Source organism: Novosphingobium aquae (assembly GCF_037572715.1).
In the GTDB taxonomy this organism is placed as follows: Bacteria; Pseudomonadota; Alphaproteobacteria; order Sphingomonadales; family Sphingomonadaceae; genus Novosphingobium; species Novosphingobium aquae.
Genome location: NZ_JBBHJY010000003.1, coordinates 64,632 through 87,281, shown reverse-complemented (window position 1 = coordinate 87,281; position 22,650 = coordinate 64,632). Strand labels below are relative to the sequence as shown.

The 22,650-nt window shown below is 64.6% G+C and carries 24 protein-coding genes; 15 read left to right on the top strand and 9 right to left on the bottom strand.

The features are described 5' to 3' along the window. Positions 1-127 precede the first annotated feature (127 nt). From WG900_RS07830 to WG900_RS07810, 5 genes are read left to right on the top strand one after another with little or no spacing between them, the layout of a single operon-like run. Entirely contained in the window at positions 128-1,387 is a 1,260-nt protein-coding gene (locus tag WG900_RS07830; protein ID WP_339966130.1) for an MFS transporter, read from the top strand. After that, positions 1,384-2,070: an isochorismatase family protein gene (locus WG900_RS07825; RefSeq protein ID WP_339966129.1), complete on the top strand. Its 687-nt coding sequence runs from the start codon at positions 1,384-1,386 to the stop codon at positions 2,068-2,070. The genes WG900_RS07830 and WG900_RS07825 overlap by 4 nt, the downstream gene beginning before the upstream one ends. Next, complete coding sequence (locus tag WG900_RS07820) at positions 2,067-2,939, top strand: polysaccharide deacetylase family protein (protein ID WP_339966127.1); 873 nt, start codon at positions 2,067-2,069, stop codon at positions 2,937-2,939. The genes WG900_RS07825 and WG900_RS07820 overlap by 4 nt, the downstream gene beginning before the upstream one ends. After that, positions 2,936-3,853, top strand: a complete 918-nt coding sequence (locus tag WG900_RS07815) for a polysaccharide deacetylase family protein (RefSeq protein ID WP_339966126.1) — start codon at positions 2,936-2,938, stop codon at positions 3,851-3,853. The genes WG900_RS07820 and WG900_RS07815 overlap by 4 nt, the downstream gene beginning before the upstream one ends. Continuing rightward, positions 3,850-4,860 carry a zinc-dependent alcohol dehydrogenase family protein gene (locus WG900_RS07810; protein WP_339966125.1) on the top strand — a complete coding sequence of 337 codons (1,011 nt, stop codon included), beginning with the start codon at positions 3,850-3,852 and terminating at the stop codon, positions 4,858-4,860. The genes WG900_RS07815 and WG900_RS07810 overlap by 4 nt, the downstream gene beginning before the upstream one ends. Here the strand turns inward: WG900_RS07810 and WG900_RS07805 are convergent. Genes WG900_RS07805 through WG900_RS07775 form a run of 7 tightly spaced genes read right to left on the bottom strand, consistent with a single transcriptional unit; the run spans position 4,857 to position 10,453 of the window. Continuing rightward, positions 4,857-5,582: a DUF3108 domain-containing protein gene (locus WG900_RS07805; protein ID WP_339966124.1), complete on the bottom strand. Its 726-nt coding sequence runs from the start codon at positions 5,580-5,582 to the stop codon at positions 4,857-4,859. The two genes, WG900_RS07810 and WG900_RS07805, sit on opposite strands and share 4 nt — an antisense overlap. Positions 5,583-5,598: 16 nt before the next feature. Beyond that, entirely contained in the window at positions 5,599-6,261 is a 663-nt protein-coding gene (locus WG900_RS07800) for a hypothetical protein (protein WP_339966122.1), read from the bottom strand. Positions 6,262-6,264: 3 nt separating this feature from the next. Continuing rightward, positions 6,265-7,098 (bottom strand): alpha/beta fold hydrolase, encoded by an 834-nt coding sequence (locus WG900_RS07795; protein WP_339966121.1) that lies wholly within the window; start codon positions 7,096-7,098, stop codon positions 6,265-6,267. Continuing rightward, positions 7,088-7,975: a VOC family protein gene (locus tag WG900_RS07790; protein ID WP_339966120.1), complete on the bottom strand. Its 888-nt coding sequence runs from the start codon at positions 7,973-7,975 to the stop codon at positions 7,088-7,090. Before WG900_RS07790 ends, WG900_RS07795 begins: the two co-directional genes overlap by 11 nt. Further along, the gene (locus WG900_RS07785) at positions 7,972-9,330 is read right to left on the bottom strand and encodes an MmgE/PrpD family protein (protein WP_339966118.1); all 1,359 of its coding nucleotides are present in this window, start codon (positions 9,328-9,330) and stop codon (positions 7,972-7,974) included. Before WG900_RS07785 ends, WG900_RS07790 begins: the two co-directional genes overlap by 4 nt. Continuing rightward, entirely contained in the window at positions 9,327-10,148 is an 822-nt protein-coding gene (locus WG900_RS07780; RefSeq protein ID WP_339966117.1) for an SDR family NAD(P)-dependent oxidoreductase, read from the bottom strand. Before WG900_RS07780 ends, WG900_RS07785 begins: the two co-directional genes overlap by 4 nt. Continuing rightward, positions 10,145-10,453 (bottom strand): REDY-like protein HapK, encoded by a 309-nt coding sequence (locus WG900_RS07775; protein ID WP_339966116.1) that lies wholly within the window; start codon positions 10,451-10,453, stop codon positions 10,145-10,147. Before WG900_RS07775 ends, WG900_RS07780 begins: the two co-directional genes overlap by 4 nt. A gap of 71 nt (positions 10,454-10,524) precedes the next feature. On the opposite strand from WG900_RS07775, the gene WG900_RS07770 reads away from it, so the two are divergent. From WG900_RS07770 to WG900_RS07725, 10 genes are read left to right on the top strand one after another with little or no spacing between them, the layout of a single operon-like run. Further along, positions 10,525-11,748, top strand: coding sequence for a class I SAM-dependent methyltransferase (locus tag WG900_RS07770; protein WP_339966114.1), 1,224 nt, complete (start codon positions 10,525-10,527; stop codon positions 11,746-11,748). Continuing rightward, on the top strand, positions 11,745-12,104 hold the full coding sequence (locus WG900_RS07765) for a hypothetical protein (RefSeq protein WP_339966112.1): 360 nt from the start codon (positions 11,745-11,747) through the stop codon (positions 12,102-12,104). Before WG900_RS07770 ends, WG900_RS07765 begins: the two co-directional genes overlap by 4 nt. Next, the gene (locus WG900_RS07760; RefSeq protein ID WP_339966110.1) at positions 12,104-13,492 is read left to right on the top strand and encodes an FAD-dependent oxidoreductase; all 1,389 of its coding nucleotides are present in this window, start codon (positions 12,104-12,106) and stop codon (positions 13,490-13,492) included. Before WG900_RS07765 ends, WG900_RS07760 begins: the two co-directional genes overlap by 1 nt. Positions 13,493-13,543: 51 nt before the next feature. Next, positions 13,544-15,136 (top strand): FAD-binding oxidoreductase, encoded by a 1,593-nt coding sequence (locus tag WG900_RS07755; RefSeq protein ID WP_339966108.1) that lies wholly within the window; start codon positions 13,544-13,546, stop codon positions 15,134-15,136. After that, complete coding sequence (locus WG900_RS07750; RefSeq protein ID WP_339966105.1) at positions 15,133-16,146, top strand: zinc-binding dehydrogenase; 1,014 nt, start codon at positions 15,133-15,135, stop codon at positions 16,144-16,146. Before WG900_RS07755 ends, WG900_RS07750 begins: the two co-directional genes overlap by 4 nt. Beyond that, positions 16,143-17,513, top strand: a complete 1,371-nt coding sequence (locus WG900_RS07745) for a 3-isopropylmalate dehydratase large subunit (protein WP_339966104.1) — start codon at positions 16,143-16,145, stop codon at positions 17,511-17,513. Before WG900_RS07750 ends, WG900_RS07745 begins: the two co-directional genes overlap by 4 nt. Next, positions 17,510-18,100: a 3-isopropylmalate dehydratase small subunit gene (gene leuD, locus WG900_RS07740; RefSeq protein ID WP_339966102.1), complete on the top strand. Its 591-nt coding sequence runs from the start codon at positions 17,510-17,512 to the stop codon at positions 18,098-18,100. The genes WG900_RS07745 and leuD overlap by 4 nt, the downstream gene beginning before the upstream one ends. Continuing rightward, positions 18,097-19,017, top strand: coding sequence for a hydroxymethylglutaryl-CoA lyase (locus WG900_RS07735; RefSeq protein WP_339966100.1), 921 nt, complete (start codon positions 18,097-18,099; stop codon positions 19,015-19,017). Before leuD ends, WG900_RS07735 begins: the two co-directional genes overlap by 4 nt. Further along, on the top strand, positions 19,014-20,192 hold the full coding sequence (locus tag WG900_RS07730) for a CaiB/BaiF CoA transferase family protein (RefSeq protein WP_339966098.1): 1,179 nt from the start codon (positions 19,014-19,016) through the stop codon (positions 20,190-20,192). Before WG900_RS07735 ends, WG900_RS07730 begins: the two co-directional genes overlap by 4 nt. Before the next feature lie 17 nt (positions 20,193-20,209). Beyond that, positions 20,210-21,109 (top strand): DUF1838 family protein, encoded by a 900-nt coding sequence (locus WG900_RS07725; protein WP_339966097.1) that lies wholly within the window; start codon positions 20,210-20,212, stop codon positions 21,107-21,109. A 90-nt stretch (positions 21,110-21,199) separates the two neighbouring features. Here WG900_RS07725 and WG900_RS07720 read toward each other — a convergent pair whose 3' ends face one another. Further along, positions 21,200-21,874, bottom strand: a complete 675-nt coding sequence (locus WG900_RS07720) for a hypothetical protein (RefSeq protein WP_339966096.1) — start codon at positions 21,872-21,874, stop codon at positions 21,200-21,202. Between the two features lie 21 nt (positions 21,875-21,895). After that, positions 21,896-22,639 carry a maleate cis-trans isomerase family protein gene (locus tag WG900_RS07715; protein WP_339966093.1) on the bottom strand — a complete coding sequence of 248 codons (744 nt, stop codon included), beginning with the start codon at positions 22,637-22,639 and terminating at the stop codon, positions 21,896-21,898. Positions 22,640-22,650 lie beyond the last annotated feature (11 nt).

Genomic DNA, 22,650 nt, shown 5'->3' with positions numbered 1-22,650 from the left:
TGGACCCGGCCACTGCGCGGACAATGCGGCGAGGTCCGCTATCCGCTGTGCGGATTGGCCGGCGGGCACGATTGTCTGAAGCGCGGCGCAGTCCTTGCTAACGGCAGGGATAAGGAACCACACAACCATGGCAACAGCAGCCGCAAGATCGATTGGTGAGCCCGGAGGCGAACGGGGCGAATTCGGCCATGGCTGGAAGGTCGTCACGGCGGCGCTGATCGGCATCGGCTGCGGACTTTCGCCGCTGCCGTTCTACACCATGGGCGTCTTCGCACCGCATCTGATCGCCGCGTTCGACTGGTCGGTGGCGGAAGTCATGGCCGGGCTAATGATCACGACCTTTTCGGTGGTAGTCGGCGCCCCGCTCGCCGGGGCCCTGTCGGAACGGTACGGCACCCGGCCGGTGGCGCTGATTTCGATCGTGCTTTTCAGCCTGTCGTTCATGTCGATGGCGCTGCTGCAAGGCTCGCTTGTGCAGTTCTATATAACCTGGGGCGTGATCGCGCTGGTCGGCTCCGGGACCCTGCCAATCACGTTCACCCGTACGGTCAACCGCTGGTTCGACAAACGGCGAGGCATTGCGTTGGGGCTGGCAATGTCAGGCACTGGAGTCTTCGGCATCCTGTGCAAGCCTTATCTCGCATGGGTGATCGGCGATTGGGGCTGGCGCGCGGGCTATGTCGCGATAGGCGCGATCCCGCTGGTTCTGGCGCTTCCGATTGCCTGGGCATGGTTCCGCGAACCGGCTGGCGAGGCGGCGGAGCACCTGACCGCCGCAGAAAAGCTGATCGGCGTGACCAAGGGCGAGGCGCTGAAAAGCTGGCGGTTCTGGACGATTGCGCTGGCCATGCTGATCGTTTCGTTTGCCCTTGGCGGACCGGTGCCGAACCTTGAAGGCATCCTCAAGGATCGGGGCCTCGATGCTGCGACGATCCTGTCACTGACGCCGCTGATCGGGCTTTCGGCCATCGCCGGACGCATTGTCGGCGGCCTGCTGCTCGACCGGTTCTGGGCTCCCGCCGTTGCCTTCGTCATCCTTGGCCTGCCGAGTGTGGCCTGCTGGGTCCTGTCGCAAGGCACTTACGATGCCTCGACTGCTGCCTTTGCCATCCTGATGATCGGCTTTGCCCTTGGTATCGAATACGATGTGCTGGCCTACCTCACCTCGCGCTATTTCGGGCTGAGGGCCTATTCCGGGCTCTATGCGATCCTCTACGTCTTCTTCGCTCTGGGATCGGGCATTGCGCCGCTGGTGTTTGGGCGGATCCGGGACGTGACCCAAGGGTTTGGACCTGCGCTGCTCACCTCCGCAATAGCCCTGCCGCTGGCCGCCGCGCTGTTCCTGCTGCTTGGCCGCTACCCCCGCTTTGAGGAGGACGCAGCATGAGCGAGATCATCGGCACCCGCATGGTCAGCGACGGCAAGACCGCGCGCCAGCTGTTCGAAGAAGTCATGGCCAATCCGGCGCGCACCAAGTTCGGGTTTGGCGAGAAGCTGGCCATCGTCAACGTCGACTTCCAGAACGCCTATACCCGGATCGACCGCTACAAGACTGCCTACGAGACCGATCCGCGCCAGATCGAGCACACCAACACGATCTCCGCGCTCGCCCGGGCGCGCGGTATGCCAGTGATCTGGACTCACGTTGCCTATGCCGAGGACGCATCGGATGCCGGCGTCTGGGGCACCCGCACCAACACGCCGGATTCGCTGCAGAATATCAAGTACGACAGCGACCGCCACGCCTTTGACGAGCGCTGCGAGATCGATCCCGCCGACATGATCTATACCAAGCGCATGCCCTCGGCCTTCTTCGAAACGCCGCTACAAAGCCTGCTAGTTTGGCACAAGGTCGATACCGTGGTGATCACCGGCGGCAGCACATCCGGTTGCATCCGGGCAACGGCGGTGGATTCCCTCTCACGCGGTTATCGCACCATCGTCCCCATCGAGACCTGCGCTGACAAGCATGAGTCCTATCACTTCGCCAACCTCACCGACCTGCAGCTCAAGTACGCCGACGTTGAACCGGTGCAGACCGTGATTGACTGGCTGGAGGCGCGCCCGTGATCGAAGGCGCTGCCGATCCCGGCCTGTATGATTACGTGCCCTACCGGGGGCGCAAGCCGTTTGCATGGCCAGGCGGCAAGAAGGTGGCGGTCTGGGTTTCGCCGAACCTTGAATATTACGAGATCGATCCGCCGCTGAACCCCCACCGCAAGGCCTGGGCCATGCCGCACCCGGACGTGGTCGGCTATTCGCATCGTGACCATGCCAACCGTGTAAGCCACTGGCGCATGGCCGATGTGATGACACGCCAAGGCTTTCCCGGCTCGGTATCGCTGTCAGTGGCGCTGTGCCAGCACCACCCCGAAGTCGTCGCCGACGCCAATGCGCGCGGCTGGGAGTTCTTCAGCCACGGCATCTACAACACCCGTTATTCCTACGGCATGGACGAAGCGCAGGAGCGCGCGATCATCGAGGATTCGATCCGCACCGTGCGCGAGGCGACCGGGCAGGCAATCCGCGGCTGGCTCGCGCCTGCTCTCACGCATACCCCGCGCACGCTCGATCTGATCGCCGAATACGGGCTCGATTACACCTGCGACCTCTATCACGACGATCAGCCGTTCCGCGTGAATACGGCCAGCGGCGACCTGATTTCGATGCCCTACAGCCTGGAAGTCAATGATCACTACGGCTTCTTCATCTACAACATGAGCCCGCGCGAATATGCCCGTACGCTGATCCGCCAGTTCGAACGGCTGGCGGACGAGCCGAGCGGCACGGTGATGTGCATCCCGCTCCATTCCTACCTTATCGGCCAGCCGCACCGCATCGGCGCCTTTGAGGATGTGCTGCGCCACATCGCCGCCGATGGGCGGGCCTGGGCAACCACATCCGGCGAGATTGCCGACGCGTGGAGGGCTGCACAGTGAGCCTCGATCCCAGCTACCTCGAATACCCGCGCCGCCGCGCCGGATACGACCACAATCTCTATCCATACGCGCCGCTGCATCGCCGCCGGCCACTGCATTGGCCGGGGGGCAAGACCCTCGCCGTGTGGCTTTGCGTCAGCGTCGAGTGGTTCCCGATCACCCCGGCGGACAAGCCATTTCGCGCACCCGGCCACATGCAGACGGCCTATCCGGATTACCGCCACTATACCGCGCGCGACTATGGCAATCGGGTCGGCGTCTACCGCCTGCTTGATGCCTTCGCGAAAGCCGGAGTGACCGCGAGTTTCGCCGTCAACTCCGCAATTGCCGAGCGCTATCCGGCGCTGGTGCAGGACATTTCCGAAGCTGGGCACGAGATCATCGCCCACTCGACAGACATGAACGGCACGATCGCCTCCACTCTCCCCCGCGAGGACGAGGCCGCGCTGATCGCGCATTCGCTGGACACTCTGACAAAGGTCACCGGATCCCGCCCGCGCGGCTGGCTGTCCATTGCCCGATCGCAGAGCTTCGCCACGGCGGACCTGCTGAAGGAAGCCGGCGTCGAATATTGCTGCGACTGGGCGAACGACGAATTGCCGTGGACCTTCAACAACGGTCTGATCAACCTGCCGCTGAACCACGAATTGTCCGACCGGCAGATCCTGAACGTCCAGCAGCAGACCATCGACAGCTACGCCGAGCAGGTCCTCGACGCGCATGACTGGCTGTCGAACGAGGCCACGCAAAGCGGCGGCGGGCGGATGCTGCCGCTGCACCTCACGCCCTACATCACCGGCCTGCCTTACCGCATGGACACCCTCGAGCGCCTGCTGGCCGACATGGCAGCACGCAGCAGCACCTGGTTCGCACGCGGCGCGGACATCATCGACAGTTTCAGGAGCACCAAGTGAAAGCATATGAAATCGGCGCGCAGGACGGCATTTCCGCTCTGACGGAAGTCACCCGTCCCGATCCGGTCGCCGGCCCCGGCGAGGCGGTGCTCAAGGTGCGCCTGGTCGGCCTCAACAACCGCGATGTGCAAGTCATCGAGGGCCGCTATGGCGCGAAGAAGGCCCCCGAGCGCGTGCCACTGTCCGAAGGCGTCGGCGAAGTTGTCGCGCTGGGCGAAGGTGCGACAGGCATCGCCGTGGGTGACCGCGCAGTCTTCGCGCATTTCGCCACGTGGATCGATGGGCCGTTCGCCATGAGCGCTTTCGGTCACGACGTTGGCATCACTCATGACGGCTGGCTGGCCGACTATGTCAAGGTCCCGGCCGCCGCGCTGGTCAGCGTGCCCGAGGGCCTGTCCGACGAACAGGCCGCCCCGCTCGCCTCGGCGGCAGTAACTGCGTGGAATGCCATTGTGGCTGTCGGACAAGTCAAGCCGGGCGATCTCGTCCTCGCGCTCGGCACCGGCGGTGTAGCCATCTGGACACTACAGATCGCCAAGGCCCACGGCGCGCAGGTGGCCATCACCTCGTCCAGCGACGAGAAGCTGGAACTGGCCCGCAAGCTGGGCGCAGACTTTACCATCAACTATGCCGAGCACCCCGACTGGGCGGCAGAACTCTTGCGCCAGACCGGCGGACGGGGGGCAGACATTATCGCCGAAACCGGCGGTCAAGGCACGCTGCCGCTATCGATCAACGCCGCCGCTGCCAATGGCCGCGTGGTGCTGATCGCGGTCGGTTCCGCCGATGGCCCGCTGCCCAATTACGGCGGCATCATCGGCAAGAACCTGGCAATCAAGGGCATCACCGAAGGCAGCCGGGCGATGCTGGCCGGCCTTGTCGACTGTATCGCGGCGAACGGCATCCAGCCGGTGGTCGACCGGACTTTCGGTTTCGATGACGCACGCGAGGCCTATGCCTACCTGAAATCAGGCGGGCACGTTGGCAAGGTGCTGATCAAGCTCTAGCGCGTCAGCTCAACGAGCTCATACCAGGTCTGCATGTAACCGCCGACGCCGCCTTGCACGAACAGGGCATCATCGTCGGCGGTCACCCACATTTCATAGGGCGGATGCGCGCCGTTGGCATTGACCATGCCGCCATGCGGATCGCTCCATTCGAACTTCCAGCAATCGAAAGTTCCGGCGGCAACGGTCACCGTTTCCTCGCCGATATAGCCAAGCTGCATCAGCGATTCGGCGAGGAACGGCGGTGTTGCGCCGCGGTGATCAGGCGATGGCAGGAAGCAGCGGAACTTGCGCGAATGCGGCCCTTTGGAACGGTCGATCCGGCGTGCATTATAGGCGTCCGCCACGATGGGGTGCGTGCCGAACCCGTCGAACTCACCGATCACCGGCAGCTTCTGCGAAACACGGCCGATCGACGGCCCATAGCTTTCGCATTCGATGTAGTCGCCGGCATTTCGGATCCAGCCAGAGCCCATGAAGCGGTCGCCCACGGTAAGGCGCACAAACAGGTCCATGGGCACATCATATTCATCCAGCGAATAGACGATGTCGCGATGGACGGTGGGATCGGGCTCGTCGATCTCGCAGCGCGCGCGAAGGGTTTTCTTGCCATCGGAATGGTGCGTCCAGGTGAAGAACTCACGCCCGCGCTCCTCCCCTTCACGCCCCGGCTTGCGCGATGTGTAGAGGATGCGGCCGGTTACGGTGCGGTGTTGTTGCAAGGGTCTGACTCCGGATTCAAAGGGGTGTGGCTATGCCGGCAAGACTGGCGACCAGGACGATCACCCAGATGCACATGACGCTTCGGGTGGTGCGAGAAAGGACGCTGGCGATGGCGGCGTTCGTGCCCTCACTCGCCCCTTGCGCGCGCAAGGCTCCCACAGCGGGGAACAGCGGGGCAAGCTGACGGCGGATCAGCAGGCCCAGCGCGATGCCGCCGGCGAGCAGCAGCAGCTTGATGGCGATGAACTTGGGCAAGGCAACCACTCCGGCCAGCCCGGCAATTCCCGCAGCCAGCAGCGCGACCTGCACGCCATAGCGGATAACGAAGTCCACCTTGCGCCAGGGATTGGCCGCCGGGCCGTGCTTGAGGTGGATAGCCCAGGCAATCGCCAGCCATACGAGGCCTGCGGCCCATGCCAGCGCGACGCTCCAGCCCGGCGCTGCCAGCCAGCCTTTGGCCACGGCGAGGGCAAACCCGGTCGGGAAAGCAAGGATCAGCGCCGTGCGCGGGCCCATGTCGCAGTTGAGCAGGATCTTCAGCGCCAGCAGCCGCTCCTCGGGACTGTGCTTCGGATTTTTGAGCACCTGTCCGGCGAGGAACGTCCCAAGATCGCCGCCCAGCCAATAGATCGGCACGAGCAAGTGAAGCAGGGTCAGCAGGGCGAGAGAGTGGTCCATCGGTCAGGCTTCCGTGGCGAAGAATTGGATCATGGCGGCCTGTCGCGCATCGGCAAAAGCCGGATCGGTAAGCGGCGGCAGAGGGGCGAAGCGACTGCCGCTGGCAAGCACAGCAGTATCCTCGAACAAGGGATCGCTCTCGCTAGCCATGAACAACGCCGGGCGCGTCACCAGCGGCAGGCGTCCGCGCGCGTCCCACAGGAACGCGGCCCGGTAATTACAGTGAAAGGTGGTGGCGGCTTTCATGACCTCGGTGAACAGCCCGTGGAAATCCTCGGGCGGCGGCAGGCCGCCGGTGCGGCGGGCCTCCTCGGTGCGCCGATACCAGGGGTAGAACAGATACTGGTTCTGGCAGAATTCCAACACGCGCTTCAGATAGTCGCCTTGCGTGTCCGGCGTGAAGGGGTGGGCGTAATTGGCAAGGAAGTCGGCCAAAACCTCGCCTTCCCAGTGCCCCACGCCGTCGTAGACCAGCGAACGCACCCGGTCCGGTGCGAGCAATGCCAGTTCCGCGCCGATGGCCGAGCCGGTGTGGCTGCCATAGACATGGGCAGAAGCGATGCCCGTCCGGTCCATGAATTCGAGCGTTACGGCGGCGAGTTCGGCAATCGTCGGCGCATCTGTCGGCAGCGGTTCGCTATCACCATTGCCCGGTGTATCGGGCGCAACGACGTGCATGGTTGGGGCAAAGCGAGCGATCAGCCGCACCAGTTGGCGCGAACTACCAGGGGATCCGTGGAGCAATAGCAGCTTGTCGCCCTCACCCGCCTCGCGGTAGTGGACTTGCCCATACCTCAGATCGGCAAAGCGGCGGCGGATGGCGGGTTCAGGCGGCATCGATCACCTCCAGCAAGGCACCTTCGGGCGTTTGCAGGACGCCGACAGCACGGCCTCCATAAACTGGACCTTCGCGGCGAACCGGGGGCGATAGCCAATGCCCGGCCAGCCGCGCAATGTCGGGATGCAACATCGTGACAATCGCCACACCCGGCGGCAGCGCGCCGGGGTGCCTGGGGCGCTCGGTCGCGGCATCAGGGTACTGATCGAATTCGAGGAAAGTCTCGCCGCCCGGCCACTGCGCGGTGGTGATCGCCGTCTTGTCTTCGGGCGTCAGGTCAAAGGCGCGCTCGATCATGGTGTAGCGGATGGAAACCGGATCGATCGCCAAGAGTCCGAGCACATCGCGCAGCCATGTGAGGCCGGCGGAAAGGTGCTTGCTGGCGTGAACGATGATGAAGGGCCGGTCGATCAGCGTCTTCGGCCTTGGCAATGCGAGTGCCGGATCGTCGCCGGCAAATTCGGTGAGGTAGACGATCTCCGCATCGGGACCGCGCACCTGCATCGGCTTGATCGTGGCATAGCCATCGAGCATGCGCGGCGGACCAATGACATCGAAGGGGCTGGCGAGCATCCGCTGGTGGACCGCCTCGACATCGGTGACGCAGATTTCCGTGGCCGCCCAGCCGTAGGTGCGGATCGGCTGGTAGCCCGGCACCGGATCACCTTCGACAAAACGCAGGAAGACCGGCTCGCCGGATTGCGGCTGCATGACCGCATAGCGCCGCCCGGCGCTGGCGTGGGCCAGCCATGCAGCGGCAAGGTCAGTGGGAACTGAGCCGCTTTCGACCACGGAATAGTCCATCCACTCGGCATAGCGGGCCGTAGTTGCATCAAGGTCCTCGACGACCAGAGTGGCGCAGCGCAGCAGGGTCATGCGATCACCCCGCTGGCGCGAATTGCGGCGAGCGCATCTGGCGCATCGGCAAGGGTATCGACGGCGTGAAGCAGGCTTTCCAGCCGGTCGCCAAGCCCGGCGTATTCGAGACAGGCAGCGGCTTTGGCTTCCTGCTCGGCGCAGGTCAGAGGGTGGCTTGGCGATCCGAGCAGCGCTGGCACGGCTTCGGTTAGCGTCGTCCCGTTGGAGAGCTGCGCTGTCGCCACGGCTGGCACAAAAGCGGCCTGATCCGGATTGCCATCGTTCAACACCGCTACCTTTGCGGCGAGCGCCAGAAGTTCACGATCTTGCAGCCAATCTGCCCCGAAATCCGCCAGCGAAACCGTGCCCCGCGTCAAGGTAACGGCAGCCAGATAGGACAAGCAAAGCCGCGCATATCCGGGAGCCATGTCGCTATGCGCGGGCCGTCCGACAAGCCGCTTGATCAGCGGCGGCGCGAGGTATTCAAGGCTGGCAAGATTGCTGGCAGTGAGTCCCTTTGCCATCAGCTTCTGCACCGCCCCAATTCCGCCGTGGCCGGCGCGCCCGGTGGGGAACGGCTTCCAGCTAACCTCCTCGATCCGGTGCCCCTGCCCCAGTTTCGCGAGAGCAGGGGCCAGCGCGGCTTCGCCTTCGAGCAGCGAGAGGTAGCCGAACGCCCCCTCTACCGTGCCACGAATTCCGGGCATTCCAGCGCGCGCCAGATCGACTGCAACCAAGGCCCCGCGCGCCGCATTGGCGACCTGCACCGGCAGGGCCGGCTTGCCCTCGAAATGGGCCTGCATCGTGCCCGAAGCAAAGGCGAGCGCATGACCAAATGCGTCGAGCGCCTGCTCACGCGGCATCGCGCGCAGGCTGGCAATGGCCGCAACGCAGCCGAAAATGCCGGCGGTTGCGGGGCGGAAGAATGTCAGCGCTCCGGGCGCCGCGAGGCCTAGCGTCACGGCCACATCGACACCCGCAACGATAGCGGTGAGAAAGGTTTGTCCGTCCACCAGTTTTCCCCGCGCCAATTCGGCTAGCAGGGCGGAGAGGACAGTCGCCATCGGGTGCAACACCGCCGCCTCATGCACGCAGTCGTATTCCTGCCCGTGTATCTGGAAGGCGTTGACGAATGCAGCGGACGGCGCAGGCAGCGTCTGGTGCGGCCGGCCCAGCACCCCCGCCGCGCCGCCTTCGCCCCAGCCTTGCACCATGGCCAGCACGCCATCGGCATGAGCAGCATTGCGGCCCGCCGCGCCAACCGCGAGGCTATCCAGCAGGAAGGCCTGCGCCGATTGCCTCGCGCGCTCAGAAATCGCATCCCAGCGCAGGCCCAGCGCGTGATCGATCAGGCGTTCGGCGGCGTCGCTCAATGCGGTTCTTCCCCGCCAGAGACGTTCATGCTCTCACCCGTGATATAGGCGGCATCGTCCGAGCACAGAAAGGCCACCGCCGCCGCCGTATCACCCGGCAGGCCCGGTCGGCCGAGCGGAATCCGCGCAGCCATATCGGCCATGTACTGGTCCACAGTCTTGCCCTGCAGTTCAGCGAAGTGGGCATTCTGCCAGGCGCCGAGTCCGGTAGTCACATGGTTCGGGCAGACATTGTTGACGGTAATGCCGTGTGCGCCAAGTTCTATCGCGGCTGATCGCGTCAGGCCGACAAGCCCGTGCTTCGAGGCCGTATAGGCCTGCGCGTGGGGAAAGCCGCTCTTAGCCGCCTGGCTGGCGATATTGACGATACGCCCGCCCCGCCCTTGCCGCGCCATGACCTCAGCTGCAGCCTGCAGGCCGAACCATGCCCCGGTCAGGTTCACGTCAATCACCGCGCGCCAATCGTCGGGCGAGACATCCTCGAGCGGCTTCATGATGTAGCCGATGCCGGCATTGTTCACCCATATGTCCAGCGAACCATGCGCCACCACTGCATGATCGGCGAGCGCCTTTACCGATACGGGATCGCGCACGTCGCAAACGAAAGTCGATCCGCCATGGGGGAGCGAGGCGGCGATCGCCTGCATTTCCGCCGTGCCGCCGATCATATCCTCCGGGGTTGCCGCATCGCGCGGGGCCCCGATGTCGGAAATGACCACCGCGGCGCCTTCTGCCGCCAGCCGCCGCGCAATTGCCGCGCCAAGACCCGCCTCGCGGCCCGCACCAGTGACAACTGCAACCTTGCCCGCCAGCCTCATGCGGTGATTTCCTCCGTGGGGATGAAGATCACGTCGGCCATCGCCTGAAACTTGGCGGCAATCGCCTGCATCGTCTCGCTCGACGCATCGCGGCCGAACTGATCCATGTCATTTATGTCGATGATTTCTATGTGCGAATAGGGCGGCGCGCCGTCGCTGAACAGCAAGCCGGTGCTGCGGAAAACGCGGAAGGCATCGATCGAAGGCAGGGCATTGACCGTGGGCAGGTCAAGCTCCCGCGCGAAGGCCAGATATTCGTCTGGCGAGACTTCCGGCTTCAAATTGAACAGTGCGATGACCCGCATGGTACCTCCCCTTGTGGTTGCCGATACCGCACTAGAAACAGCTGCAATGCAGACAATCGAGGAGCCTCACAGTGACCGCCGTTCGGAAAAATAACCCGGCAGCCGGCTATGACGGACCGCCAGACTACCGCGTCATCGGCCGCCATGACCTGTTTCCGCAGACCAGCCACGACGAGATCGAGCGGGTCAATTACCTCGCCCAGATGAACCGCCACCTCGCCGCACGGGTCGTCCCCGGCGTGCGCGCGGCCTATGAATCGCGGGTCGAACCGCGGTTCGAAGCCGCCAATGGCCGCAAGATCGGCAACCGCAACGAAGCGCGCAAGGCGATGCTGGAGGATCCGGCATTCCAGACCTGGTCAGCGCTGCGCCGCTTGACGATGGAACAGCGCCAGCAAGCCGGCCGCTGGACAGTGATCCGCCAGCGCGAGGAACTGAACGAGAAGGCCCGCGAACTGACCGAGGGTGATCCCCGACTTGTTCTCAAGCCCGGCCTTGCTGTGCCGCGCTATGTTGCCGCGATTGACCATCACTGCATGCCCGGCGGCTATACCAGGGAGTATTGTCCCGGAGACGTCACTAATGGCGCGAACTACGATCACGCCGGCTTCGTCACCACCAGCGGGCTGCTGGGCGCCTATTCGGACGGCGGCGGCATGGCCGTGGTCAACTGGGTGAAGCGCAACCTGCCCGACTTCAAGCCGAAAAAGATCCTCGATCTGGGCGGCACGGTCGGCCATTCCACCCTGCCCATCGCCCGCGCTTTTCCCGATGCCGAAGTGACCGTGCTCGATCTCGGCGCACCTGTCCTGCGCTATGGTCTTGGCCGCGCCAAGTCGCTGGGCGTGGACAATGTCCGTTTCGTCCAGGGCGACGGTGAGAACATGGCGGAATTCGCGGATGGCAGCTTTGACTGGATCCAGACGACGATGTTCCTGCACGAACTGTCGTTCAGCGCTATGCGGCGCATCTTCGCCGAAACCCGCCGTCTTGTCAGCCCCGGCGGCGTGGTCATCCATGTCGAGCAGCCGCAGTACACCGCCGACATGCCCTATTTCGAACAGGCGATGCGCGATTGGGACGCGTTCTACAACAACGAGCCGTTCTGGAGCCGGATGCACGAAATGGACCTCGATCAGGCCATGATCGAAGCCGGGTTCAAGCGCGAATGGCTGGTCCACGGCGATGTCTTCGGCGTGGTTGACCGCGACATCTTCCCTGACGCGCAGGAAGACGAAACCGAAGACTATGGCCGTAAGGCCGCCTGGCACGTGATCGGAGCTATCGTACCATGAGCTTTAACGACGCCCTAAACGAAGCCGGCGCCAAGCCCGCCGGCAAGCGCCCGTGGTTCCTTGATAACCGCGAAGCCGAACGCGTGCTCGCCATCACCATGGCCGTGGCGCAGGAGCTGGCCGTTGCCCGCCAGCGGGTCGATACGCTGGAACGGCTGCTCGCCGCCAAGGGGGTGATCGAACCCGGCGAGATCGACGCGTTCCGGCCCGATGGCGACGCGATGACCGAGCGCGCGATGTGGAATCAGGAATACATCGCCCGCATCCTGCGCATCGTCCAGCAGGAGAACGAAGCGGCGGTCATGCCTGACGAGGCAAACTCGGGCGAACTGGTTGAGGAACTGGCGGTCACCTGATGACGTTCGAGTTCTCTGTACCCGTACTGGTCGTGGGCGGCGGCGCATGTGGATGCGTCGCCGCTCTGGCCGCGCGCGATGCCGGCGCCGAAGTGCTCCTGATCGAGGCCGACGCCCGCCCGCTGGGCTCCACCGGCATGACCTTGGGGCTGATCTGCGCGGCGGATACAAAGGCGCAGGCCAAGGCCGGAATTGAAGACAGCGCCGAAGCCTTCTTCGAGGATATCATGGCCAAGTCACGGGGAGGTGCGAACCCGGTGGTCGCGCGTGCGCTGGCCGAAGGGTCCGGCCCGGCGCTCGACTGGCTGGCCGAGACGCATGATTTCCCGCTTGAACTCGATCTCGGGTTCCGCCCGGCTTACGGCAACCGCACTTACCGAATGCACGGCTGGCCGGGGCACGGCGGCGAAGATCTGGTCGGGCTACTGCATCGCCGGCTCGCCGAAGCCGGTGTCGATGTCCTGCTTCAGGCGAAGCTTGCCGATATAATCGCGGACAAGAACGGCACAGTTCTGGGCGCGGTGATCGAGCGTCCAGACGGCGATCTGGAACGCGTCGGCTGCGACACGCTGATCCTTGCCTGTGGAGGATTTGCCGCCAACCGCGCCATGTTGGCCCGCTACATTCCCGAGATGGCAGGCGCACGCAACAATGGCCACGAAGGCAGCCAGGGCACCGGCATCCGCATTGGCGAGGCGCTGGGCGCAGCCATTGGCGACATGGGTTCCTATCAGGGCTATGCCATGCTCACCGACCCGCAGGGCATCAGCGTTTCGCCGCAGGTTCTGGTTGAAGGCGGGGTGCTGGTGAACTCGGCAGGCCGCCGCTTTACTGACGAGACCGAGGACATCGCCGGCATGGTCCATCCGGTCATGGCGCAGGATGACGGCACGGTCTGGACGATCTATGACGCGCGGATCGAGGCAGCAACGGCCTATACACCAGATATGAAGGCGCTGAACGACATCAACGCGGCCAAGCGCGCCGAGAGCGTCGAGGCCCTCGCCGCCCAGATCGGCGTGCCGGCAGATGCCCTCGCCGCCAGCCTGGCCGACGCCTGCTCGGCCCGCAATCGCGGGGGAGCCGACTCCACTGGCAGGATCTGGGGCGAGGAATTGCCGCCGCACGGCTCCCTGCGAGCGCTCAAGGTGGTCGGCGCGATTTATCACACGCAGGGCGGGCTGGAGGTCGACGCTCAGGCGCGTGTCTTGCGGCCCGATGGCACGCCCCTGCCCAACCTGTTCGCCGGCGGCGGTGCGGCGCGCAGCGTTTCTGGGCCATCCTCATGGGGATACTTGCCCGCGATGGGCCTGTGCACCGCCGTCACGCTCGGCCGGATCGCCGGAATGACGGCTGCGCAGCAGGCACTTCATCCGACAGACAGATAATCGCACGCCAATTGCGGTCATTTTGCGTTCGTCGTTCCAAGCCGGACCGCGATGACAATCCTCTCTCCCTGCCCGCCCGCCCTGCGTGACCGCTTTGCCCAGCTTGTCGGTTCCGAGAATTGCCGCGACGACGAAGCCAGCCTTCGCCTGTTCAGCGAGGATATCTGGGCCGCCAGCGACCATGTCGCCGTGCTGATCGTCGCGCCTGAGACGACCGAACAACTGGCCGCCGTGGTCGCCCTCGCCCATGCGGAAGGCCTGCCGATCGCCCCGCGCGGTGCCGGCATGGGCTATACGAGTTCCTACGTGCCGGCCGCGCCGAACACGATTTCCATCGACACGACCCGCATGGACAAGGTGCTGGCGATCAGCGCCGAGGACATGACGGTGACTGTGCAGGCGGGCTGTTCGTGGCTGGCGCTTAACGAAGCGCTGAAGCCGCACGGTCTGCGCACGCCGTTCTGGGGACCGATGTCGGGCATTACCTCGACGATTGGCGGGGGCATCTCGCAGCTCAACGCCATGTTCGGCGCGGGGCATTACGGCACGTCGAGTGAATCGATGATCGCTATGACCATGGTCCTGGCCGATGGCCGGATCCTGCGCACCGGCGCGCGCGGGGCGGATGGCGATACGCCGTTCTATCGCCATTACGGACCTGACCTCGCCGCGCTGTTCTGCGGGGATAGCGGCACGCTGGGCATCAAGGCCGAGGTCACCCTGCGGCTGATCCGCACCCCCGCATTCGAGGACTGTGCCAGCTTCTCGTTCGGCAACGGCGAAGCCATGCTGGAGGCTCTCGCCGAGATCGCCCGCGCTGGCCTTGCCGCCGAAACCTGCGGGTTCGATCCCGGCCTCGCCCGCGTGCGCATGAAGCGCATGTCGCTAACCCAGGACGTGAAAACGCTGGGCAAGGTAATCGCCAAGGAAAAGAACCTCGGCAAGGGCCTGCTTGCTGCCGCCAAGGTGGCCTTTGGCGGGCGCGATTTCATCGATGACGGCGACTATTCGATGCACATCACTTGCGAGGGCCGCAGCAAGGCCGGCGTGGCGGATGACATCGCGCAGGTCCGCGCCATCGCCGCGCGCTTTGGCGGCACGGAAACGGCGAACACCATCGCCAAGGTCATCCGCGCCATGCCCTTTCCTCAGCCCAATTCGATGCTCGGCCCCGAAGGCGAAAGCTGGGCGCCGGTCCACGGGCACGTATCGCTGTCCAACGCGCCTAAATTGCTTGGCCGGATCGAGGCCTACTTTGCCGAAATGCAGCCGCGCTTTGATGCGATCGGGATTTTCACCGGCTTCCTGTTCACTTCGCTATCGACCAATGCGCTGACGATCGAGCCGGTGTTCTTCTGGCCCGAAGGCTACCGCCCGGTCCACGCCGCCATGGTCGAACCTTCGCACCTTGCCCGCCTGAAGCAAATGGGCAGCGCGCCCGAAGCAACTGCTTTGGTCACCGAAGCGCGCGAGCATATCAAGGCGATCTGCGCCGAATTCGGTGCCGCCCATTTCCAGATCGGCCGCGCCTATGATTGGCGCGGCAGCCGCGACGAGGCGTTCCGCGACGTTATCGACGCAGTGAAAGCGGTCGTCGATCCCAAGGGCCTGTTCAACCCCGGCGGACTGGGCTTCCCGAAATGAGCGAGACCTACCGCGCGCTGAGGATGGATCGGCACGCCGACACGTTCCGCGCGGCGACCGACATCGTCACCCTGCCCGTCACCGCGCCCGGCCCCGGCGAAGTGCGGGTGCGCAACCTGTGGTGCGGGATCAACGCGATCTTTGACACGCAGATTGCACGCGATGCCGTGGACTACGTCAAGATCGGCCTGCCTACCTTCACCGGGGTCGAGGCGCTCGGCATGGTCGAGGCCGTGGGCGCTGGCGTTGAAGGGCTGAGTGTTGGCGATGCCGCGGTCACAACGCGCTTTACGGGCGGCTACCGCGAGGAAAACACCGGTCCCGCCGCGAACTTCGTGAAGGTGCCGGATGCGCGACCCGAATGGCTGGTCCTGGCCTCGACCGGCGTTTCGGCGCTGGTGGCGATGGAACAGATCGGCGAGATCAGGGACGGCGAAACGGTCGCCGTTTCGGCGGCGGCGGGGGGGCTCGGGCACCTTCTTGTCCAGCTGGCCGTGCTGCGCGGTTGCCATGTTATCGGCATCGCGGGTGGGCCGGAGAAGTGCGAATTCGTCCGCGCACTCGGTGGCGCGCGGGTGATCGACTACCGCTCGGAAGACGTCGCGCAGGTATTGGCGAGCGAGTACCCCAAGGGCGTCGATCTCGCGTTCGACACGGTCAGCGGCGCGATCCACGATGCCTTCCTGGCCAACATCGCCAACCATGGCCGGCTCGTCGTCGCCGGTGCCGCCTCGGACCTCGATGGCAAGCCCGAACTGGTAACAGCCCCGCGCATTGCCCACGCCATCTACTACAAGAGCGCATCGGTGCGCGGCTTCATGAACGGGCTGCTCACCACGCACTGGCCCGAAGCCCGCGCGCGGCTGTTCGATATGTTCCGGCAAGGCCAGATCAAGGTCTGCCTCGATGCAGGCCAGTTTGACGGCCTTGAAGGCATACACGATGCGGTGGAGCACCTGCTCTCGGGCAAGTCGATGGGCAAGGTCCTCGCCCGCATCGCAGCGCCATGACCGGCCCTCGCACCCTGTTCGACAAGATCTGGCAAGCGCACGAAGTCTGCGTAACCCCGTCCGGGGCCAGCCTGATCGCCATCGACCGGGTTTTCCTGCACGAACGCACCGGCGCGGCGGCGCTCAAATCCATGGCTGTTGCTGGCCGTCTGGTGCGTGATCCAGCGCGGGTCTTCACGGTCATGGACCATATCGTCGATACCCGGCCGGGGCGCGGTGATCAGACACTGATGGCCGGCGGACAAGCCTTCATCACCGAAACGCGCGAGGCCGCCCTTGCCGCCGGGATCACCCTGTTTGATGTGACCGATCCCGATCAGGGTATCACCCATGTCATTTCGCCCGAACTCGGGATCGTCCTGCCCGGCGTGACGCTGGTGGCGCCGGACAGCCACACCTGCACGCAAGGGGCGCTCGGCGCGCTGGCCTGGGGTATTGGATCGAGCGAGGCGGAACACGCCATGGCCACCGGCGTGCTGCGGCTGAGCCATCCCGGTACGATGCGGGTCAGTTGGACCGGAGTGCTCGCGCCCGGGGTGAATGCCAAGGACATGGCGCTGCACCTGATCGCCAGCCACGGCACTGCCGGCGGCGGCGGTCGGGAACTGGAATTTGCCGGCATTGCCGTGCGCGCGCTCGACGTCGAAGCTCGGATGACGCTGTGCAACATGGCGACGGAATTCGCTGCAATGAGCGCAATCATCGCACCCGACGAAACCACCTTCGCCTGGTTGGCTGGCCGGCGTTATGCTCCGGCATCCTTCGATCACCCCCATTGGGCCGGCCTCGTTTCTGACGACGAAGCGCGCTTCGACGCCGAGATTGCCATTGATGCCAGCACTATTGCGCCGATGGTCACATGGGGCACCAGTCCTGAACAGGCGATCGCGGTAGACGGCACGGTCCCGCAAGGACCTGCACGGGCGCATGACTACATCGGCCTTGCCGCCGGCCAAGCGATCAAGGGCGTTCCCATCGACGCGGCCTTCCTCGGCTCATGCACCAACGCCCGCCTATCGGACCTGCGCCGTGCCGCCATGCTGCTCAAGGGTCGGCGGATCGCGCCATCGATCCGCAAGGCGCTGGTCGTTCCCGGCAGCTCCGCAGTCAAACGCGCGGCTGAGGCCGAAGGGCTCCATCACCTGTTCGAGGCCGCCGGATTCGAGTGGCGGGAAAGCGGCTGTTCGCTCTGCTTCTATGCCGGGGGCGAAGGCTTTGATCCCGGCAGCCGAACAATCTCCAGCACCAACCGCAATTTCGAAGGCCGCCAAGGCCCCGGCATCCGCACCCACATCGCCAGCCCCGAAACCGTCGTCGCCTCGGCACTGGCCGGCGCGATTGCCGATCCGCGGGAGCTGGCCGAATGACGCCCTTCACCAAGCTGACCTCGCGCGCCATTCCGATCCTGCAGGGCAATATCGATACCGATACGATCATCCCCAGCCGCGAGATGAAGAGTACCGGCCGCACCGGTCTGGCGGACGGGCTGTTCGCACCGTGGCGCTACATCGAAGGCCGCAAGCCCAATCCCGCCTTTGCGCTCAACCAGCCGGAATATGCGAGCGCTCAGGTGATCGCTGGCGGCGCGAATTTCGGCTGCGGATCGAGCCGCGAGCACGCCGTCTGGGCGCTGGCCGAATGGGGTATCCGTGCAGTGATCGCCCCAAGTTTCGCACCAATTTTCGCGGGAAATTGTCTGCGTAACGGCTTGCTGACCATCGCTCTTCCAGCCGAGGCCGTGGCAAAGCTGGCCGGACAAGCGGTGACCATAGATCTGGCTGCCCAGACCGTGACCTGCGCCGGCGAAACCTGGCAATTCGCCATCGGCGAAGAGACCAAGGCCATGCTTCTGGAAGGTCTCGACGCTATCGACCTGACGCTCAAATCTCTCCCTGAAATCGAAAGCTGGACCGCGCGCGATCGCGCCGCGCGTCCGTGGGTATATCTGACATGACCGCAATCCTCGTTTCCGAAGTCGGCCCGCGCGACGGGCTGCAATCTATCGACCGGGTCATGCCGCTCGAAGCCAAGAAGGCGTGGATCGCCGCCGAAGCCGCCGCCGGTGTGCGCGAGATCGAAGTGGGTAGCTTTGTCCCCCCATCGCTGCTGCCGCAGATGGCTGACACCGCCGCGCTGGTCGAATTCGCGCGAACCATCCCGGGGCTGAATGTCGTCGCACTGGTGCCGAACGCCAAGGGCGCGGCGCGGGCAGTTCAGGCCGGCGTCCATGCCATGTCGATCCCCTTTTCGATGAGCGAGACCCATTCCTTGCGCAATGTGCGCAAGGATCATCCCGCCATGCTCGCCGAAATTGCCGAGGCTGCTTGCATCGCCAAGGATGCCGGCGTTCACTTCGCTGTCGGCCTCGCCACGGCCTTTGGCTGCACCATCGAAGGGGCTGTTCCGGAGGCCACCGTCCTGCGCCTTGCCGAAGCCGCCGTTGCAGCGGGTGCGCAGGAACTGAGCCTGTCGGACACCACCGGCTATGCCGATCCGGCGCAGGTCAAACGACTGGTGCGCGCGGTGAAGGCGGCCGTAGGCGGGGACATGCTGACAACGCTCCACCTGCATAACACGCGCGGGCTTGGTCTCGCCAACGCGCTGGCGGGGCTGGACGAAGGCATTACCACGATTGACGCCTCGCTCGGCGGACTCGGCGGCTGTCCATACGCGCCGGGGGCCTCGGGCAATCTGGTAACTGAGGACCTCGTGCTGATGCTCAATTCGATGGGGATCGAGACCGGGATCGATCTGGACAAGCTGCTCGCGGTGCGCGGCATCCTCGAACAAGCCCTACCCGGCGAGCCACTCTACGGCTTCACCCCGCTGGCCGGCCCGATGCTCGACTATCCTGAAAGGATCGCCCGATGACCGCCCCCACCCCGCTCGCCGGCATCCGGGTGGTCGAGTTCACCCACATGGTCATGGGGCCAACCGTGGGCCACATCCTCGCCGGCCTGGGTGCCGAAGTGATCCGCGTCGAACCCATCGGCGGCGATGCCACACGGCGGCTGCTCGGCTCGGGCGCAGGCTATTTTTCGATGTACAACCGGGGAAAGCAATCTGTTTGCCTCGACCTCAAGTCGCCCGAGGGTCTGGCCGTGGCCCGGGATCTTGCCGCCGGGGCCGACGTGCTGGTGGAGAACTTCCGCCCCGGCGCGCTCGACCGGCTGGGGCTTGGCTGGGATGCGCTTTCAGCAATCAACCCGCGGCTGGTCTATTGTTCGGAAAAAGGCTTTCTCCCCGGCCCTTATGAAGAGCGCACCGCGCTCGATGAAGTGGCGCAGATGATGGGCGGGCTTGCCTATATGACCGGCCCTCCGGGTCGCCCGCTGCGCGCCGGTGCCAGTGTGGTTGACGTCACCGGCGGTATGTTTGGCGTGATCGGTGTGCTCGCCGCGATCGAGCAGCGCCACCGCACCGGCAAAGGCCAGAAAGTCGTCGCCAGCCTGTTCGAAACGACGATCTATCTCGTCGGCCAGCACATGGCGCAGTTTGCCGTCACCGGAAAAGCCGCCGCGCCAATGCCCGCGCGGATTTCGGCCTGGGCGATCTATGACGTGTTCGAAACGCGTGACGAGCCGGTGTTCATCGGCGTCGTCACCGATGCGCTGTGGAAGAAGTTCTGCGAGCTGTTCGCGCTTGATGACCTGTGGGCCGATGAAAGCCTGCGCGCCAACAACCAGCGTGTGCTGGCCCGTGATCGTATTCTGCCGCAGATCCGCACGATAGTTGGCGCCATGACTCGCGACGAGGTCGTGGCCAAGCTGGAGGGCACCGGACTTCCGTTCGCCCCCATCGGCAAGCCCGAGGATATGTTCGACGATCCGCAACTGGCGAATGGCGGGCTGGAACCGGTCAAGCTCGACACGGGCGAACAGACCCGCCTGCCGACAATCCCGCTGGAAATGGACGGCAAGCGGCCCGGCAGCGAAACCACCCTTCCCTTGCCCGGTGCGGACAGTCGCAGCGTGCTGCAAGGCCTTGGTTATGCTCCAGAGAAGATTGACGCCCTGCTGTCCAGCGGAGCCGTGCAATCGACCTAATCACAGGGAGAAATGCGATGACCGATAGTAACGACGAAATGTTCATGCTGGGTCGCCGCGCCCTGATGATGGGGTCCGTCGCCGTGGGAGCAAGCGCGGCGATGCCGTCGCTCGCGGCCGCCCCGGCCACTTCGGGCCTTATCCGCGAGCAAGGCATCCCGACGGATCCGGCAGCGCGGATCGCGATGATCCGCCGCATGCGGCTGCGCACCGATCCCGGCTACGTCTACTGGTGGTTCCGCGGTCGCAACTATGCCCAGCAGGGCGCGAAGCTGACGCCGCTGTGCGAACTGGTGTTCGGTGCGGTGATGAAGATCAAGCCGCTGCCCGACGGCAGCATGGTACTGACGTCCTACGAGCTGGGCTTCCGCACGGCGCCCGGGAGCAACGAGTGGTCCAAGCAGCTGCGCAACCCGCTTACCGGCGAAATGGTCGACGTTCCCTTCGTCCCCGTCGGGCCGACAGTGGTGCGATACAGCCCGGCGAATGACCTGATCTTCGATGGCAAGATCGGCAACACCACATTCACGGCCGAACACGTGCCAGAGCTGTTCTATCACATGGGTGACCAGATCTGCTTCCAGCAGCACACGGCTGCGGACACCGAAACGCCGGGTCTGCCGAACAGGCGCCTCAACGACATGACTATGATCACCAGCCCCACGCGCGAGGCGCTGAACCCCCGCGTTCACTGCGCCAACGCTACCGGCTATGGCACCGACCTTTCCGACTATGCGCGGTGGTGGAAGATGCCCGCCGGCATGGGCACCCAGTGCCTGCGAAGCGTCGGGCGCAAGGAATTGAACTATGCCAAGATGCCGAAGGACTGGCTGGCCATGCTCGCCCGCGTCAACCCGGACGGCGCGAACGATCCTCGCAAGCTGTTGACGCTGAAACAGGAAGAATACCGCAATTGACCCCGCCAGTCGCTTGGGCAGGCGGCGGGCCAAATGAAAAGGGCGGCCAGATTGGCCGCCCTTTCCTATTTCCAGTCGCTGGCCTCTTGCTCAGATCGGCTTGACCGTGCCTAGGAAGCAGATCCCCGAAATGGTGATCCAGTACACATAGGCCATCAGGCGACCGTAAAGGAATTCCCGCTCCAGCGCGGCTTCCACCGCCGGGTTCGGGCCTTGTGCGAGCACACGGAACCGCGCGGTCCACTGGCGCATGATCCAGCGCAGGCCAAGGCCGATGCACAAGGTGAAGCCGTAAAGTGTGAACTTGAGCGAATACCAGCGCATCCCCTCGCCCGCCTCGAACGGGCCATGGCCCATCAGCGAGGAAATGCCGACGACGAAGATCGTCGGGATCAGCACCCAGCGAATCTTCTCGTCAAGCTTGGTCAGCATGATGCCGGTATCGGTTTCGCGCTTGAGGAATGCGCCCCAACACAGCGCCAGCCAGCCGGCAACGAACAGCCACATGAAGGTCAGGAACGATCCGCCATAGGGTTGGATGCCGTAGATGTTGCCCATGTGCAGCCCGAGCGGCAGCAGCAGGATGATGCCGGTGCGCGCCAGCACGTCGATGCGATAGGCGGTTTCCATGTGGCGCCGACGCTCTTCCATGGTGAGCGAGCGGTTGATCACATTATAGCTGGTCTGGAACACACCCCATTCGCCGCCCAGCCAATAGACCATCGCGATGATGTGGACCCAGCGCAGGATCAGTACTTCTTCCATTACCGTTTCCCCGTTGTCTTGTCAGAATTCCGCGAGCAGGCGGCCAAGCCCCTGCACCTTGTCGTCGATCCCGCAGGCGCGAAGGCCGTGCCAATAGGTCGCCGTGTTGATCGCAATCACCGGCTTGCCGAGGGTTGCTTCCTTCTCCGCAGCGAGCCTGACCATCGACATATTGGTGCCGACCTGGACGATGGCATCCACTTCGGGGCCATCGAGGTGATCGATAACCTCGCGCAGGCGCTGCGGTGTGACCTTGGCAATGTCCGTCCAGCGCTTGCACTCCAGCGGCACGTCGCGCACCACGGAGAAGCCGGATTCCTCAAGGAAGCGCCGCACTTCGGCGTTGGCTACCGGGTAATAGGGCGAGACGAAGCTCACCGTCCTGACGCCATAGGCCTTGAGCGCGGCAGCCACCGATTCCGCGCCGGTCGATGCGCCGACACCGGCGACATCCTCAACCTTCTGCTTGAAATCGAGCGAGCCCTGAACGCCGCCGTAGAACGTGATCGCCGACATGCCGAGCACCAGATAGTCAGGGCGGCAGGTCATCACCGAACGCACCGCGTCCAAGGTGTTTTCCGCAATCGCCGTGGTCCCGGCGATGAAATCCTCGTTGTTCAGCGCAACCGGATCTTCAACGAAGATACGCGAGAAATGGTTGGTCACGCCTTCAGGGCGCATCCATTCCATTTCCGGCTGGACGGTCGTGTTGGTCGAAGGGGCAATAACCCCAAGCAGCCGGCGGTAGCCGAGTACGTCACCCATTTTTGAGATTC

Bases quoted from the DNA above. Each gene is read 5' to 3' on its own strand.
- WG900_RS07830 (WP_339966130.1), top strand. From the start codon at position 128: ATGGCAACAGCAGCCGCAAGATCGATTGGTGAGCCCGGAGGCGAACGG.
- WG900_RS07825 (WP_339966129.1), top strand. From the start codon at position 1,384: ATGAGCGAGATCATCGGCACCCGCATGGTCAGCGACGGCAAGACCGCG.
- WG900_RS07800 (WP_339966122.1), bottom strand. From the start codon at position 6,261: ATGGACCACTCTCTCGCCCTGCTGACCCTGCTTCACTTGCTCGTGCCG.
- WG900_RS07795 (WP_339966121.1), bottom strand. From the start codon at position 7,098: ATGCCGCCTGAACCCGCCATCCGCCGCCGCTTTGCCGATCTGAGGTAT.
- WG900_RS07790 (WP_339966120.1), bottom strand. From the start codon at position 7,975: ATGACCCTGCTGCGCTGCGCCACTCTGGTCGTCGAGGACCTTGATGCA.
- WG900_RS07780 (WP_339966117.1), bottom strand. From the start codon at position 10,148: ATGAGGCTGGCGGGCAAGGTTGCAGTTGTCACTGGTGCGGGCCGCGAG.
- WG900_RS07775 (WP_339966116.1), bottom strand. From the start codon at position 10,453: ATGCGGGTCATCGCACTGTTCAATTTGAAGCCGGAAGTCTCGCCAGAC.
- WG900_RS07765 (WP_339966112.1), top strand. From the start codon at position 11,745: ATGAGCTTTAACGACGCCCTAAACGAAGCCGGCGCCAAGCCCGCCGGC.
- WG900_RS07760 (WP_339966110.1), top strand. From the start codon at position 12,104: ATGACGTTCGAGTTCTCTGTACCCGTACTGGTCGTGGGCGGCGGCGCA.
- WG900_RS07755 (WP_339966108.1), top strand. From the start codon at position 13,544: ATGACAATCCTCTCTCCCTGCCCGCCCGCCCTGCGTGACCGCTTTGCC.
- WG900_RS07750 (WP_339966105.1), top strand. From the start codon at position 15,133: ATGAGCGAGACCTACCGCGCGCTGAGGATGGATCGGCACGCCGACACG.
- WG900_RS07745 (WP_339966104.1), top strand. From the start codon at position 16,143: ATGACCGGCCCTCGCACCCTGTTCGACAAGATCTGGCAAGCGCACGAA.
- leuD (WP_339966102.1), top strand. From the start codon at position 17,510: ATGACGCCCTTCACCAAGCTGACCTCGCGCGCCATTCCGATCCTGCAG.
- WG900_RS07735 (WP_339966100.1), top strand. From the start codon at position 18,097: ATGACCGCAATCCTCGTTTCCGAAGTCGGCCCGCGCGACGGGCTGCAA.
- WG900_RS07730 (WP_339966098.1), top strand. From the start codon at position 19,014: ATGACCGCCCCCACCCCGCTCGCCGGCATCCGGGTGGTCGAGTTCACC.
- WG900_RS07725 (WP_339966097.1), top strand. From the start codon at position 20,210: ATGACCGATAGTAACGACGAAATGTTCATGCTGGGTCGCCGCGCCCTG.
- WG900_RS07720 (WP_339966096.1), bottom strand. From the start codon at position 21,874: ATGGAAGAAGTACTGATCCTGCGCTGGGTCCACATCATCGCGATGGTC.
- WG900_RS07715 (WP_339966093.1), bottom strand. From the start codon at position 22,639: ATGGGTGACGTACTCGGCTACCGCCGGCTGCTTGGGGTTATTGCCCCT.